Source organism: Mycobacterium sp. E1747 (genome assembly GCF_001667775.1).
Classification (GTDB): domain Bacteria; phylum Actinomycetota; class Actinomycetes; order Mycobacteriales; family Mycobacteriaceae; genus Mycobacterium.
In genome coordinates this window covers 16063-31479 of the sequence record NZ_LZJI01000188.1, presented here as the reverse complement: position 1 = coordinate 31479, position 15417 = coordinate 16063, and the positions used below count along the sequence as shown (strand labels likewise).

Annotated in this window: 14 protein-coding genes; 4 read left to right on the top strand and 10 right to left on the bottom strand. The window is 68.4% G+C overall.

From position 1 onward, the window contains the following. Position 1 precedes the first annotated feature (1 nt). Genes A5695_RS18845 through A5695_RS18835 form a run of 3 tightly spaced genes read right to left on the bottom strand, consistent with a single transcriptional unit; the run spans position 2 to position 2817 of the window. Positions 2-844, bottom strand: coding sequence for a sugar phosphate isomerase/epimerase (locus tag A5695_RS18845; RefSeq protein ID WP_068085424.1), 843 nt, complete (start codon positions 842-844; stop codon positions 2-4). 24 nt (positions 845-868) lie between these two features. After that, entirely contained in the window at positions 869-1804 is a 936-nt protein-coding gene (locus A5695_RS18840; RefSeq protein ID WP_068085421.1) for a hypothetical protein, read from the bottom strand. Continuing rightward, positions 1801-2817 carry a Ppx/GppA phosphatase family protein gene (locus tag A5695_RS18835; RefSeq protein ID WP_067306251.1) on the bottom strand — a complete coding sequence of 339 codons (1017 nt, stop codon included), beginning with the start codon at positions 2815-2817 and terminating at the stop codon, positions 1801-1803. Before A5695_RS18835 ends, A5695_RS18840 begins: the two co-directional genes overlap by 4 nt. 121 nt (positions 2818-2938) lie before the next feature. On the opposite strand from A5695_RS18835, the gene A5695_RS18830 reads away from it, so the two are divergent. Further along, positions 2939-3733: a hypothetical protein gene (locus A5695_RS18830; protein ID WP_068085418.1), complete on the top strand. Its 795-nt coding sequence runs from the start codon at positions 2939-2941 to the stop codon at positions 3731-3733. On the opposite strand, the gene A5695_RS18825 is transcribed toward A5695_RS18830, so the two are convergent. Then, positions 3696-4448 carry a FadR/GntR family transcriptional regulator gene (locus A5695_RS18825; RefSeq protein ID WP_068085415.1) on the bottom strand — a complete coding sequence of 251 codons (753 nt, stop codon included), beginning with the start codon at positions 4446-4448 and terminating at the stop codon, positions 3696-3698. The genes A5695_RS18830 and A5695_RS18825 overlap by 38 nt on opposite strands. 42 nt (positions 4449-4490) lie before the next feature. Here A5695_RS18825 and A5695_RS18820 point away from each other — a divergent pair, with 42 nt between their 5' ends. From A5695_RS18820 to A5695_RS18810, 3 genes are read left to right on the top strand one after another with little or no spacing between them, the layout of a single operon-like run. Continuing rightward, positions 4491-5441, top strand: a complete 951-nt coding sequence (locus tag A5695_RS18820; protein ID WP_068085412.1) for a hypothetical protein — start codon at positions 4491-4493, stop codon at positions 5439-5441. Next, positions 5438-5767: a hypothetical protein gene (locus A5695_RS18815; protein ID WP_068085409.1), complete on the top strand. Its 330-nt coding sequence runs from the start codon at positions 5438-5440 to the stop codon at positions 5765-5767. Before A5695_RS18820 ends, A5695_RS18815 begins: the two co-directional genes overlap by 4 nt. Continuing rightward, positions 5764-7614, top strand: coding sequence for a GMC family oxidoreductase N-terminal domain-containing protein (locus tag A5695_RS18810; protein WP_068085406.1), 1851 nt, complete (start codon positions 5764-5766; stop codon positions 7612-7614). Before A5695_RS18815 ends, A5695_RS18810 begins: the two co-directional genes overlap by 4 nt. 110 nt (positions 7615-7724) lie before the next feature. Here A5695_RS18810 and A5695_RS30355 read toward each other — a convergent pair whose 3' ends face one another. The 6 genes from A5695_RS30355 to A5695_RS18785 form a co-directional block, all read right to left on the bottom strand. After that, positions 7725-7970, bottom strand: coding sequence for a hypothetical protein (locus tag A5695_RS30355; RefSeq protein WP_156749738.1), 246 nt, complete (start codon positions 7968-7970; stop codon positions 7725-7727). A 5-nt stretch (positions 7971-7975) separates the two neighbouring features. Beyond that, the gene (locus tag A5695_RS30125; protein WP_082946182.1) at positions 7976-9181 is read right to left on the bottom strand and encodes a PPE family protein; all 1206 of its coding nucleotides are present in this window, start codon (positions 9179-9181) and stop codon (positions 7976-7978) included. A 169-nt stretch (positions 9182-9350) separates the two neighbouring features. Then, positions 9351-12287, bottom strand: a complete 2937-nt coding sequence (locus tag A5695_RS18800) for an RND family transporter (protein ID WP_068085401.1) — start codon at positions 12285-12287, stop codon at positions 9351-9353. Further along, positions 12284-12706, bottom strand: coding sequence for an MmpS family transport accessory protein (locus tag A5695_RS18795; RefSeq protein ID WP_197515544.1), 423 nt, complete (start codon positions 12704-12706; stop codon positions 12284-12286). The genes A5695_RS18800 and A5695_RS18795 overlap by 4 nt, the downstream gene beginning before the upstream one ends. A 709-nt stretch (positions 12707-13415) precedes the next feature. After that, complete coding sequence (gene regX / locus A5695_RS18790; protein ID WP_046187060.1) at positions 13416-14099, bottom strand: two-component sensory transduction protein RegX; 684 nt, start codon at positions 14097-14099, stop codon at positions 13416-13418. Positions 14100-14148: 49 nt separating this feature from the next. Beyond that, positions 14149-15369, bottom strand: a complete 1221-nt coding sequence (locus A5695_RS18785; protein ID WP_156749737.1) for a cell wall metabolism sensor histidine kinase WalK — start codon at positions 15367-15369, stop codon at positions 14149-14151. Positions 15370-15417 lie beyond the last annotated feature (48 nt).

The window sequence follows — 15417 nt, the reverse complement described above, 5'->3', positions numbered from 1 at the left end:
GTCAGCGCAGCAGATGCGTGCGGGCGAACTGCAACGATTCGGCGAGCATGCTTTCGCGCTCATTGGCTGAACGCGCGCTGGACGTGGAAACTTCCAAGATGACGTGGCCGGCGAAGTGGCTGCCGGCCAGCAGCTGACACACCTCCGCGGTGGGCTGCGTCCCGCGCCCGGGCACCAGGTGCTCGTCGGCGGGCAGGCCGCTGCCGTCGCACAGGTGCAGGTGCACCAATCCGCCGCCCATCCGCTGCGCCATGTCCAGCGAGTCGCTGCCCGCGGTCGCGGTGTGGGACAGGTCCAGCGTGTAATGGGCGTGGTTGCCGTCCAGCGGGTCGTAGGAGGGCGCGAACGCCGATATCGCCGGACCCGGGCCGCCGCCGCGCCTGCGCATCCGCTCCAGCGATTGGCCCGATCCGAAGAACCGGTCCGCCCGGAACGGGAACATGTTCTCCACCGCGATCAGCACGTCGCTCGAGGCCTCCAGTTCGGCGACCTGGTCGCTGAATCCCTCGGCGTAGCGCCGCTGCCAACGGAACGGCGGGTGCACCACGACGGTCTGCGCGCCGAGCTGTTCGGCGGCCCGCACGCTGCGATCCAGCTTGGGGACCGGGTTGGCGCCCCACACCCGCTGAGAGATCAGCAGGCACGGCGCGTGCACGGACAATACCGGGATGCGATAGCGCCGGGACAGTTTGGCGATGGCGTCGATGTCCTGGCTGACCGACTCCGCCCACACCATCAGCTCGACGCCGTCGTAGCCGAGCCGGGCCGCGTACTCGAAGGCGGCCTCGGCCCGCAATGGGTACACCGAAGCCGTTGAGAGTCCGACTTTGATAGCTGGGCGCAAGGGTCTGTGTGGTCCCCGGTCCGCCTAGCCCGACTGCAACGACAGCGCCAACGGGCCCAGGGTGATCAGCGCTCCGACCGCGACCGCGATCAGCGTGCTCGCGATGTCCTCGGTCTTGCGCACCACCCGGACCCCGACGACCAGGCCGAGGATCACCAGCACCGAGAGCACGAGCGCCACGATGCTGTTCCAGCGCCACAGCTCGTCGAAGGCGACGAACAGTCCGGCGCCGAATGCCACCGCCAGGATCGACTGGAAGACGACCAGGGTGCCGCGCCACAGCGCCCCGAGCCTGCCCGGGACCGCGTGGACGTCCGTGGCCGTAGCCGCCCCGTCGAGGTGGTCCTCGTCGCGCTCGTCGTGCGGCAACAAGCCGGCGGCGAACGGGTCCTGCGCGTCCTCTTCATCCTCGTCGGACTCGGTCTGCAGGTAGGAGCGCACGTAGGCGGAATCCTCCAACGCCGGCTCGGCGTCACGCACGTCCGAATCCATCACATCCACCGGCAGATCGGAGTAATGGTCCAGCGGGTCGGGATTCATGTCCTCGGCGCCCGATTGCCCGGCGCCGTTGGTCTCCCCCGCCTCGCCGTGGCTCAGGGGGCGCGGATAGGCGCTGCGCTCGGGGCCGGTGGCCTTCTTGAGTTGCGACGGCGACTTGGGCCATCGCGGCTCGGGCTGCGACCAGTACGCGGCCGCGGGCTTGTCTTCGGTTTGCTGCTCGGGCTCGGTTTCCTCGGCGGCGGCCGGCCGTTCGGCCGTGCGGGGGTCCTCGTCGTCGTCGCGGATGATCGGGATCTCGCCGGTCAGCTCGGCGACGGTCACCGCGTCACTGTCGCCGCGCCGCCGGCGCCTGCGCCGCGTGACCGCGGGGGCGCCGATCGTCCCGTTCTTGGCCAGAAGTTCGGCCACCGAGATCGGCCGAGTCCCGGGGCTCTCGGTCTCGGAGTGTGGTCCGGTCATGCTTTGTCGCCTCTCGATCGGTTGCCGTCCCGATCACCTGCCTGGCCTCCAGCATCGCGCACGGATCGCTTCATGAGGGGCGTTCCGTCGGCTTCGCTGTCGAGTTTGCGCAAGATGAGACCTTCCCGTAACGCCCACGGGCAGATATCCACCGATTCGATCGACAGCGCTCGCATACTCGCCTCCGCCACCAGCGCACCCGCCACGATCTGTGGCGCACGCTCGGCGCTCACCCCTTCCAGTTCTGCCCGGTCAGCGGTCGTCATCCTAGAGATGAAAGATATGAGTTGCCTGAGGCCGTTTGCCGTCAGCGTTCTCTTCACCCGCGGTCCGGCGGCCGACGGCGCCGCGCCGGTGAGCCGCGCGAGCGAGCGAAACGTCTTCGACGTCGCCACCGCCAGGTCGGGCGCGCCGGCGTCGAGCACCTGCTCGCTGGCCTCGGCGAGCTCGGCGTCCAGCCAGTCCCGCAGCATCCCGACCCGTCGCCGCCCGGGCGGGTCGTCCGGCAGCCATTCGCGGGTCAGCCGGCCGGCGCCCAGCGGCAGCGACAGCGCCACCTCGGGCTCCTCGTCGACACCGCTGGACATCTCCAGCGAGCCGCCGCCGATGTCGAGGTTGATGATCCGCCCCGCGCTCCAGCCGTACCACCGGCGCACCGCCAGAAAGGTCAGCCGCGACTCATCGACGCCGCTCAGCGCCTCCAGCTCGACGCCCGTTTCCTTGCGGACGCGGGCCAGCACGTCGTCGGAGTTCACCGCGTCGCGGAGCGCGGAGGTGGCAAACGCCATCAGCTCGGCGCACCCGGAGCTGTCCGCGATCTTGGCGAACTCATCGATCGTGGAGATCAGCTTCTCGGCGCCGCGCTTGGTGATCTTGCCCGAACTGTCGATCGACTCGGCCAATCGCAGCGTGGCCTTCGTCGAACTCATGGGCGTGGGATGCCCGCCACGGTGCGCATCAACCACCAAGAGGTGAACCGTGTTGCTGCCCACGTCGAGCACGCCCAATCGCACGGGAAACAACCTAGTCGGATACGGGCGGGCCCCGCGTCGCGCCCCGCTGCGGAGGTTGCCGATCTGTGATCCGCCGGGCCCCGAGTGTCAGCGGGTCGAAGAGCCGGATTCGTCGACTAACGTGGACGCCGTGGCGAATTCCTACCCCGAACCGGGACAAGAGGTCGAACTGGACTTCGCCCGCGAGTGGGTGGAGTTCTACGACCCGGACAATCCCGAGCACCTGATCGCGGCCGACCTCACCTGGCTGCTGTCGCGGTGGACCTGCGTGTTCGGCACGCCCGCCTGCCACGGCACGGTGGCGGGCCGCCCGGACGACGGCTGCTGCTCGCACGGGGCGTTCCTGTCCGACGACGACGACCGCGCCCGGCTCGATGACGCCGTGCAGCAGCTGACCGACGAAGACTGGCAATTCCGCGAAAAGGGCTTGGGCCGCAAGGGGTATCTGGAGCTCGACGAGCACGACGACCAGCCTCAGTACCGCACGCGCAAGCACAAGGACGCCTGCATCTTCCTGAACCGGCCCGGCTTCCCCGGCGGCGTCGGATGCGCGCTGCACAGCAAGGCCCTCAAGCTCGGCGTCGCGCCGTTGACCATGAAGCCCGACGTCTGCTGGCAGCTGCCGATCCGGCGCAGCCAGGAGTGGGTGACCCGGCCCGACGGCACCGAGATCCTCAAGACCTGGGTCACCGAATACGACCGCCGCGGTTGGGGTTCCGGCGGCGCCGACCTGCACTGGTACTGCACCGGCGACCCCGGCGCCCATGTCGGCGCCAAGCAGGTGTGGGAGAGCATGGCCGACGAGCTCACCGAGCTGCTGGGCGCCAAGGCCTACACGGAGCTGGCGGCGATGTGCAAACGCCGCGGCAAGTTGGGGCTCATTGCGGTGCATCCGGCGACTCGGCTCGCCGAGTAGCACCAGTCTTCTTGTAGGACAACAACATTCGCTGCGCGCTGGCGTGTAGGTAGGCCTCGACCGCGGCGGCCGACCCCGCCTCGTCGCCGGCCAGCACGGCCTCGGTGATCGCGGCCAGGCCGGCCACCACTGGCGCGGCGTCGTCGTATGCGGCGGTCAGCTCGTGCTCCCGGCCGCCGAAAGCGTGCTCCACCCAGCGATACAGCAACACCAGCGCGCGGTTGCCGCCGTGCGCGATGAGCACCCGGAAGTAGGCGAGGTCGGCCGCCTGCCGCGCTTGCGCGCTATCGGCGTCGCGGACCGCGGCCAGCGCGGCGCGCAGGGCCTCGGCATCCTCGGGTGCGCCCCGTCGCGCCGCCGACCGGCCGATCAACGGGCCCAGCGCCGCCCGGATCTCGAACAGCTCTACCAGGAACTCGGGCCCCAGCTTGCGCACCAACGCCTCGACCACGGCGGGGTGGGTGAGCCCGTGGGGGTCCGCGACCACGTTGCCGCTGCCGTGCCGGGCCTCGATCAGACCCATCTCCTGCAGCCGGGCCAGGCCCTGGCGCAGCGACGTGCGGTTGACGCCCAGCTGTTCGGCCAGGTCCCGCTCGGGCGGCAGGGCGGTGCCCGGCGGAAACGCGCCGTCGAGGATCGCGTCGGTGATCGACGCGGCGATCTGTTCGTCGACGCGTTGGCGGTCGGGCGGGCGCAGCGGACTTGACTGGTTCATTGGCTCAACCAATATAGTGGACGAATCCACGGAAGGTGAGCAATGGACGGCGACATGCGATTGGCGGCGGCCCCACGCTGGCGCGGCAAGCCCGGCCGCCTGGAGGTCTGGTACGCCACCCTGTCGGACCCGGCGACGCGCGCCGGGCTGTGGGTGCACTGCGAGACGGTTGCCCCGCTGAAGGGCGACGCCTACGCGCACGGCTGGGCCACCTGGTTCCCGGCCGACGGCCCGCCCCGCACCGAGCGGTTCGGTCCCGCCCCCACCCGGCCCGCGTCGGGCCCCTGGTGGTTCGACGCCGCAGGCGCGCGGGTGGGTGACAACCAGCTGAGTGGCCGCGCCGGATCACTCGCCTGGGAGATGTCCTGGACCGACACCGGCGCACCGCTGTGGACGTTTCCCCGCGCGGCCTGGGACCGCGAGCTGCTGCCGGGCGCCCAGGTCGTCCTCGCCCCCACCGCCGACTTCGCCGGCTCGCTCACCGTGGCCGACACCGCTTTGCGCCTCGAGGGGTGGCGCGGCGGGGTCGCGCACATCTACGGGCACGGCAACGCCAAGCGCTGGGGATGGGTGCACGCCGATCTCGCCAACGGTGATGTGGTGGAAGCGGTCACCGCCGTCTCGCACAAGCCGGGGCTGCGCAGGCTGGCCCCGCTGGCGTTCGTCCGGTTTCGCATCGACGGAAAGGATTGGCCCGCAGGCATATTGCCGTCGCTACGGATGCGGACCACGCTTGGCCTGGCGCACTGGCAGCTGGAGGGACGCATCGGTGGCAAGCGGGTGCTCATCCGAATCGACCAACCGGCGGACAGGTGCGTGAGCCTGGAATACACCGACCCTGACGGCGGCAAGGCGGTGTGCACCAACACCGAACAGGCCGATGTCCACATCGAGATCGACGACCGGCACTGGTCGGTGCTGGGCACCGGGCACGCCGAGGTGGGCCTGCGGGGCAATGCGGCACCGGATGTCAACGAAAGGATCCCCTTGTGAGCTTTCTGCTCGACCCACCACTGCTGTTCGCCTCCGGCGTGCTCATCGAGCGGCGGCTGCCCGCCGACCGACGCGATGTCGCCGAGGCCGCCACCCTGGGCGTCTTCTTCGGCGGGTCATTCGGGCTTTACCACAACGTGCCCGGTCTCGGGCTGCTGTGGCGACCCTTCCGCGCGCGCAATGGCCGCGACTTCATGTGGAACAGCGGCGTTTTCGGCGTGGACACCGCCGAGGCGGAGTGGCCGCTGCACGCCGCGGCGGGCGTCATCTTCGCCACCTACCCGTTCTTCATCAAGATGGGTCGCCGCCTGGCGCGGCTGATATGAGCCTGGTCACCTCGTTCGGTTCGGCGCTCCTGCCCGAGGAATGCGGCGGCCCGGCGGCGCCCGAGCTGGCGGAGCGCGTCGAGCGCTACCTGCGGCAGCTGCCGACGACGTCACGGGTGGCGGCCCGCGCCGGGCTGCTCACGCTGGCCGCGGCGAGCTACGTCACCACCGGCCGGTCCATGGCGCGGCTGGCCCCCGACCGACGCGAGCGGGTGCTGCGCCGGGTCGCCGCGCTGAGCCCGGACGCCGGCGCGGCCGTCGAGGCCATCAAGGCGATCGTGTTGCTGGCCAACGGCGCGGAAACCTATGCGCCCGAGCTGCTTTCGCATGCCGCCGAGCACGGGACGGCGCGGCCCGACGCGGCGCTGAACATCGTCTCGTCGGCCGATCACCGCTCCGTTGTCACCGCCGACGCGGCGATCGTGGGGTCCGGCGCCGGCGGCGCGATGGTGGCCCGCGCGCTGGCGCGGGCCGGACTGGACGTCGTCGTCCTCGAGGAGGGACGCCGGTGGACGGTCGGGGAATTCCGCACGACCCATCCCATCGATCGCTACGCCGGGCTGTACCGTGGCGCCGGCGCCACCGTCGCGCTGGGGCGGCCCTCGGTGGTGCTGCCCATCGGCCGCGCGGTGGGCGGCACCACGGTGGTGAACTCCGGCACCTGCTACCGCCCGCCGGCCGCGGTGCAGCGGCGCTGGCGCGAGGACTTCGGGCTCACCCTGGCCGATCCCGACCGGCTCGGCGAACACCTCGACGACGTCGAGCGCACGCTGCAGGTCGCCCCGGTGCCGCTGGAGATCATGGGCCGCAACGGCCGGCTGCTGCTGGAGGCCGCGGCGACGCTGGGCTGGCGGGCGGCCCCCATCCCGCGCAACGCGCCAGGCTGCGAAGGGTGCTGCCAGTGCGCGATCGGCTGCCCGCGCAACGCCAAGTTCGGCGTGCACCTCAACGCGCTGCCACAGGCGTGTGCGGCGGGCGCGCGGATCATCTCGCAGGCCCGTGTCGAGCGGGTGTTGCACCGGCATGGACGCGCCCGCGGCGTGCGGGCCCGGCGGCCCGACGGCACGGCGCTGGACGTCCTGGCCGACACGGTCATCGTGGCGGCCGGCGCCACCGAAACGCCGGGGTTGCTGCGGCGCAGCGGCTTTGGTTGGCACCCGCGGCTCGGCCGCAACCTGGCGCTGCATCCGGCGACGATGCTCGCCGGGCGCTTCGACGACGACGTCTTCGCCTGGCAGGGGGTGCTGCAAAGCGCCGCGGTGCACGAGCTGCACGAATCGCACGGCGTGCTCATCGAAGCCACCTCCACCCCGCCCGGGATGGGCTCCATGGTCTATCCCGGCTACGGCGCGGAGCTGCTGGGCTGGCTGGACGCCGCGCCCCGGGTGGCCACGTTCGGCGCCATGGTGGCCGATCGCGGTGTCGGGTCGGTTTCGACGGTGCGCGGCGAGACGCTGGTGCGCTACAACATCTCCCCCGCCGACGTCAGCAAGCTGGTAGTGGCGATCGAGGCGATGGGGCGGCTGTTGTTCGCCGCGGGGGCGACCGAAGTGCTCACCGGTCTGCCCGGCGCGATGACGGTGACGTCGCTGCCCGATCTGCGGGATGCGTTGCGGCGCAGCGACCCCCGAAGCCTGCACCTGGCCGCCTTCCACCCGACCGGCACGGCGGCCGCGGGCGCCGACGTTCAGCTGTGCCCGGTCGACGAGGCCGGCCGGCTGCGCGGCGTGGACGGCGTATGGGTGGCCGACGCCTCGATCCTGCCGAGCTGCCCGGAGGTCAACCCGCAGGTGTCGATCATGGCGCTGGCGCTGGGTGTGGCCGACGAGGTGATGGGCGCCCGGTGATCGAGTGTGCGGTCAGGGCTTTGCGGGTGAGCCCTGGGCGACGAATCGAGCAAATATGCGCCCTGGCCGCAGACTCGAGGCCCTGAGCGCACGCTCGTTGTCGAGGATGATCAATCGGCATCGCGTCCGACGATCGTCGCCATCAGCGCCCGCTGGAAAGTGCGTCCCGGCCGGCCGGCGTCGACGCGGGTATCCGGCACCAAGGGCCGAGGTGACTCGGCCCGCGCGGTGGTCGTCGTCCAGGTCGCGGGCACTGACAGCCCACCGAGTGAGGCCGCGCCGCCCACCCCGGCGCACGGCGCGCCTATACGGGGGCCAAACGGCCATGCCAATGGCGGGTTGGGGCGTGTGGCCATGTCCGTCACCGCGCGCCGGAAAGCGTTTGCGCCCAGTCCAATAGCCCGTCCACGTCGAGCTGGGGCTGAATTCCGGCGGTACCCGCCAGCCCAGGGGTGGCAAACCCGGCCACCGGGGCCGCCACGGCGCTCGACGAGCTGGGTATCGGGGTGACCGTGGCGATGCTGACGGTGCCGAAGACATTGGTGATGGACGCGCCCGCGGGGCCGACGATCGCGGTGGCGGTGCTCCCGAAGGTTTGGACGGCGACCTGTTCCGCGCCGACAACGGGGAGGGTGGCCGAGCCGTTGACGAGGGTGACCAGAACCTCCTGGAACGATCCCGGGGTCAGGACGAGCGGGCTGGAGCCGGCCGTGACGTCGACGCCGCCGGGGACCAGGACACCGCCCTCGGAACAGTCGATGATCGTGTGAATTGTGCTGCCAGGGTTGACGATAACGGAGCCGAAGGTGATGAGGTTGGTGCCCGAACCCGTGATCGAGAGCGAGCCGCTGTTGAGGTACATGCCGGTGTTGGCGCCGATCGTGATGGTGCTGCCCGGTGGGGCGGTGACCGTTTCGCCGGGAGCGACGGGCGTGACGGCGTTGGCGGTGTGCATCGCGGCATTGGGCGAGGCCAGCTGCCGGGTGACGTTGCCGGTGGCCTGCGCCGCCAGCGTCTGGACCTGAGCGCCCTGCCCGGCCGGGTTGGTGGTGCGCGGCGGTTCGTCGAACGGGGTCAGCGTGCTGGCGGTCTCGCAGGCGGCGGCATAGCCGTACATCGCCGTGGCGTCCTGGATCCACATCTGCAGGTATTGCGCCTCGGTGGCCGCGATCGCCGGGGTGTTCTGTCCGAAGAAGTTCGTCGCGATCAGCGCCAGCAACTGCGCCCGATTGACCGCGATCACCGGCGGCGGCACGGTCATCGCAAACGCCGCCTCGTAGGCCGCCGCCGCCGCGTAGGCCTGGGCGCCGGTCTGCGCGGCCCGGGCCGCGGCGGTGGACAGCCACTGGACATAGGGTGTGGCCGCGGCCGTCATCAGCAGCGACGACGGGCCGGACCACGCCTGGCCGGTCAGGCTCGCCAGCTCGGCCGTGTAGCCGCCGGCGGCGGACTCCAGCAGCGCGGCCAGTGCGTCCCAACCCGCCGCGGCCGCCAGCATCGGCCCCGCCCCGGGACCGGAGTACATCAGGCCAGAGTTGACCTCCGGAGGCAGCGACGCAAAGTCCATGTCGTCCGTCCTCTCCGCGGCGGGCATGCGCACTTTTCAACCGCCATAGAATACTTTTTCAACAGCGATAGAATAACCCTTGCGGTGGCCGAGCACCAGCAATGGCGACATTGGCGCGCGACAGTCGAGCCGCGCGCGGCCCCGACGAGGAACGCGAGGGGCTAGGCGGTTACGGCTGCGGGTCCCGCGCGACCGCGTGCGGCGGTTGGTAGAGCAGCGCACGAACCAGCGGGCGCGGCCCGACGGACCGAAGCATCTGGCTCGCCGGACGGACCCGCACCCGCTTCGGCCACCAGAACCAGCGTCCCATCACCGTCATGATCGACGGGGTGATGAGCGATCGCACGACGAAGGTGTCGAACATCAGGCCAAGCCCGATCGTCGTGCCGAACTGACCGATCGCCCGGAGGTCACTGGTGATCATCGTGGCCATGGTGACGGCGAATACCAGACCTGCCGCGGTCACCACCGGTCCGGTGAGACCCATCCCGCGGATAAGCCCCGTTTTCAGCCCGGACCCGATCTCCTCTTCGATTCGCGACACCAACATCAAGTTGTAGTCCGACCCCACCGCCAAAAGGACGATCAGCGCGAATTCTGTGGCAACCCAATGCAATTGGAAGTTCAGAAGGTGCTGCCAGATCAGTGTCGAGAACCCGAAGGCGGCCCCAAGCGACATCACGATCGTGCCGACGATGACGCCGGCAGCGACCAAAGCGCGGGTAACGATCACCATGATGATGAAGATGAGCACGATCGAGGCCACCGCGGCGATCAGCAGGTCGTACTTGGCGCCGTTGGCGATGTCGTAAAACGTTGCGGCCGTGCCACCGAGGTAGATGTCGGCGTTTTGCAGCGAGGTGAGTTTCAGCGCCTCCTTGGCCGCGCTGCGTTCCTTGTCGACGGACGAGATCCCTTCCGTCGTCGCGGGATCCACCGAGTGTGTGATGATGAAGCGAGCGGCCTTGCCGTCCGGCGACACCATCAGGCTCAACCCCAGTTGAAAGTCCGGGTTGCTGAAGATCTCGGGCGGCAGGTAAAACAGGCTCTCGATCTGGGAGTCGTTGAAGGACTTGCCCATCACGGCGTTCGTGTCGGTCAGCCGGTCGAACTGGTCGACCAGGTTCTCGAACGTGCTGTAGATGGTCAGCGTCGTATCGCGGATCGCCTTTGTGACGGCGATGTTCTCAGGGATGATCGCCAGCAGTTCGCGCGTCGCCGTAGCCGTGTGGTTGAGGTCGCTGGTGAGAGCGTGGAACTTCTCGGCCAGTTGGTCGAATCCGTCGAGGGCGTCGAACAGGCTTCGTAGCGACCAGCAGATGGGGATGTCGTAGCAGTGCCTCTCCCAGTAGAAGTAACTGCGAATCGGCCTCCAGAAGTCGTCGAAATCCGCGATGTGGTCCCGGATTTCGTCGGTGATGGCCGCCGTCTCAGCCGTCGTCTTCGAGCTGTCGTCCGCGGCGTCCGCGAGCCTCTGTGTCACCGCGTACTGGCGCTCCAACAGGGTGATCTGGGTGTCGAGGAAGCCGGTGATCTTCTTGATGTCGGCGACGCGGTCCTTGAGGTAGTTCAGGTTGCTGCGGATCGGAGCGGTTTGCATACTGAGCTGGAACGGAACGGACCCGTCTTGAATCGGCGGTCCAAGAGGTCGGGTGATGCTCTGCACCCGTTCGATACCGGGCACCCGGAAGATGGCTCCGGCGATCTTGTCCAGGACCAGCATGTCGGTCGTATTGCGCAGATCGTGATCCGATTCGATCATCAGGAGGTCCGGGTTCAGCCGGGCCTGGGTGAAGTGTCGGTCGGCCGCGTCGTACGCCTGGACTGAGGACGCGCTTTTGGGTAGGTAGTACAGGTCGTTGTAGCGCGGGTTGAAGCCCGACAATCCCAGGGCGCCGACGATCGCCAGGATGACCGAAGTCGCGAGGATCGGTGCCGGCCACCGCACGATGGCCGTCGCCAGGCGGCGCCAGCGGGTGTAGTTGAACTTTCGCTTCGGATCGAACAGGCCGAAGCCGCTTGCGAACGCGATCAGCGCCGGTGTCAGGGTCACCCCGGCGATCACCACCACCAACAGGCCGATTGCGCACGGATACGCCAACGAACTGAAGTAGGGCAGCCGCGTGAAATGCAGACAGGCCAGCGCCCCGACGATCGTCAAACCCGAACCCAGAACCACCTTGGCGACCCCGGCGAAGGTGTCGTAGTAGGCGGCTTCGCGGTCCAGGCCCCGCTCGCGACCCTCCTGATAGCGGCCAACCATGAAGATCGCGTAGTCAGTGCCGGCTGCGATCGCGAGCGCCGTCAGCATGTTCACGGCGAACGTCGACAGCCCCATGATGCCGGTATTGCCCAGCAGCGATACGACGCCTCGGCTGGTAGCCAGTCCGACGAACAGGATGACCATCGTCAGCAGCACGGTGCCGACGGACCGATAGACGAACGCCAGCATGATCGCGATGATGACGATCGTGATGATCGTCATCTTGAACAGGCTTTGGTTGCCCACGACGATCGTGTCGTCGGTCAGGGCTCCCTGACCCGCGACGTAGGCGTTCACCCCCGGCGGAGGCTTCGAGTCCGCGACGATCTGGCGAACCGCGTCAACGGACTTGTCGCCGACGGCGCCACCCTGGTCACCGCGCAGGTTGACCTGGACGTAGGCCGACTTATGGTCGTAGCTCTCGACACCCGACGCCGTAAACCGCTGCCCCCAGAAGTCGAGCGCATGCTCGACGTGCTTGGTGTCCTGCTTCAGCTTCTTGACCAGCTCGTCGTAATACCGGTGCGCGTCCTCGCCGAGGGGTTTATCACCGACCAGCGTCACCAGGACGAGGTTGTCGGAGTCGTACTCCTTGAACTTCTCGCCGATGTGCTTCATCCCGGTCACCGACGGCGCGTCGGAGGGTGAGAGCGGCACGGAGACGTCCTCGGCGACTTTTTCCAACTGGGGAACGAAGACATTGACGCCGACCGCGATCAGCACCCAGCACACGACGATCGGCAGCGCCAGCACGCGGATGGCACGGGCCAGACGCGGTTTGCGCTCGACGTCGGCGGGGCGCGCGACGGGGATTTCGTCGGTGTCGCTCGTGTCGGCGGTCATGCGGACTTGTCCAGGCAGGAAACCTGCGCATCACGCGCGTCGACTTGTTGTTGATCGACCAGTTTGCCGTCGACGGTGATGCGGCAACCGAGGGAAGGACTGTCACCCTGGGCGACGACGTAGGCGAAGATGCCGGGCATCTCGGCGACGATCGTGTGCGACCACGGCAACGTGGAGAAGTTGGCCTTCTGCGGTTGCGCGTCCGCATCCATCCAGTTGACGACGCCGGTCGTCCCAGGCGGTCCCAGGATCTCGTAGATGGCGGTCTTGGCCGCGTACGGCGGGGTCGCGTCCCGCGGATCGGGCTTGGGCAGACCGGGTCCCGGGAAGACACCGTTGAGGCGGTCCACCGCAACGCCGCCGATGATCACCGCCACGACCACGACCAACGGAACCCATGCCCGCTTGAGAAGCGTCAACACCGTTCCCCCCGATCACGGTCGCCCAACGGGCACAGGCTAAGACACCTCATCTGTTCCAGCATTTCGTCGCGTGCGCCACGGCTAACCCGAACGTCATGGCCGCCGGATTAATTCCTCCGGTGCGCCGTCCTGCTCGCGTGCCGAGTTACCGTCGCGCGGGGGCCGCGCATCCCGCCCGGGCCACTCGCGACGCCGGCCGGCCACGCACACGTAGAAAGCGTCTGCGCCCCAAGCTATTTCGCTAGATGGTGCCGACCAACCGTCTATTGACCTGTCCCGCGGCAGATTTCATCGAGAATGACCGCGCGGCCGCGTCGGACCGCGGTGCAATCGACAAACGGACACGACCGAGTTAGTTACAAAAAGTAATTCGCTGGAGTGGGCAATTCCGGGCTGAATTGCCCACTTGGCGACTTTGCGAAAATGCAGAAACCAGCGGCGATAAAGTGCGCTCGCGCGTAGCCTGACGGCATGGCTACGAAGGTCAGGACCTGCGTGCATTGCGGCCACACGTTCGATCCCAGCGACCGACCACGCGACCTGTCCGATCCGGATTGGCTTCCGGCCGCGTCAATTTATTGCTCGCATGAATGCAGTAATCAGTTCCATTGCGATATGTCGCATTGCTGTTCGACCCGTGCGAAAAAGAGGGGTCATCGCGAGGCCGCCAAGGCGGCGCGATAATCCGCACTTTCACCGACTCGGTTTAGCCCTCCAGCTTGTAACCGAGACCCCGCACGGTCACCAGGTGGACCGGGTTGGCCGGGTCGGCTTCGATCTTGGACCGCAGACGCTTGACGTGGACGTCGAGCGTCTTGGTGTCGCCGACGTAATCGGCGCCCCACACCCGATCGATCAGCTGCCCGCGGGTCAACACCCGACCACTGTTGCGCATCAGGTACTCGAGCAGGTCAAACTCCTTGAGCGGCAAGGTGATCGTGTCGCCGTTGACCGAGACGACGTGACGCTCGACGTCCATCCGCACCGGTCCCGACTCGAGCACACCGTCGCTGATCTCGGAGTCGTCGTCACCGCCACGGCGGAGCACCGCGCGAATCCGGGCGATCAACTCGCGCGCCGAATACGGCTTGGTCACGTAGTCGTCGGCACCGAGTTCCAGCCCGACGACCTTGTCGATCTCGCTGTCTCGGGCGGTCACCATGATCACCGGCACGCTGGAACGGGCGCGCAGCTGCTTGCACACGTCGGTGCCCGACATGCCGGGCAGCATCAAGTCGAGCAGCACGATGTCGGCGCCGCCACGGTCGAACTCGGCCAGCGCGGCCGGTCCATCCGTCACGACCGTGGCCTCGAAGCCCTCCTTGCGCAACAGGAACGCCAGCGGATCGGCCAGCGACTCCTCGTCCTCCACGATCAGCACACTGGTCATGCGCGCCACTCCTTCTGATCGCGACGCTGTGCAGCGTCGTTAGCGCGGGTCATCGACTTAGTTCTTCCTCTCGTTGTGACCTGTTGGGCCGCACCTCGCGGCCCTGCGGTTGTTCGGGTTCTTCGTCGTTGTCCTTGTAGGCCGGAATCGACAGCGTGAAGGTGGAGCCCGTCCCCGGCTTGCTCCACACCCCGATGCTGCCGTTGTGATTGGCCGCGACATGTTTGACGATCGCCAGGCCCAGCCCGCTGCCGCCAGTGGCGCGCGAGCGTGCCTTGTCCCCCCGGAAGAACCGCTCGAAGACCCGCTCCTGATCCTCCAGCGCGATCCCGATGCCCCGGTCGGTGACGGCGATCTCGATGTTGTCCCCACGACGGCGGCGGCTGATCGAAACCGGCGAACCGGGTGGCGAGTAGGCGATCGCATTGGACACCAGGTTGGCCAGGGCGGTGACCAGAAGCGTTTCGTCGCCCAGCACCCGTAGGCCGCTGGGGGCATCGGTGCGCACCTCGATCTGAGCGTTGTCGGCGGCGACCTTGTGACGTGAAATCGCCTCGGACACTACGGTGTCCACGTCGACCTCGGTTACGTTGGGCAACCGCTCGGCGCCCTGCAGCCGGGACAGCTCGATCAGCTCGGCGACCATGTCCCCCAGCCGGTTGGCTTCGACGAGCACCCGCTCGGCAAACCGGCGGACTGTTTCGGAGTCGTCCGAGGACGCCAGCAGAGCCTCGGCGAGCAGGGCCATGGCGCCCACCGGGGTCTTGAGCTCGTGGCTGACGTTGGCCACGAAGTCGCGCCTGGTGGCCTCCATGCGCGCGTAATCGGACTGGTCGTGGGCGAACACCACGGCGAACCGCCGGTCTTCCTCACTGAGCAGCCGCGCCTGGCCGTGCACCGCCAGCCCGGACCGGCCGGCCGCCCGTTTGGCCGGCCGCAGGTCGAATTCGACGTCGACCCCGCCAAGCGCCTGCTGTGCCGCCTCCCACGCCTGGTCGTCGAGCTGGCGGTCGCGCACCAGGCCCAGCTCCCTGGCCTGATCGTTGAGGTAGACGACGTCGCGGTGGGAATCGACCACCGCCACCCCCAGCGGCATCAGCGCGACGATGCGTTGCAGCATCTGCGCGACGGTGATCCCGGTCCACTCGGCGCTCACCCGCTGCCTGCGGTGAGCGGCTTTCGGCGACAGCCGGGTTCCGGCTGCTACACCAATGGCCAGCCCCAGCACGGACAAGACCCCGGCCAGCAACAGCGCCGAGAACACAGTCACATAGCAAATCCTACAAATCTTCGGAAACACAGCCCTAGCGGAACGAGG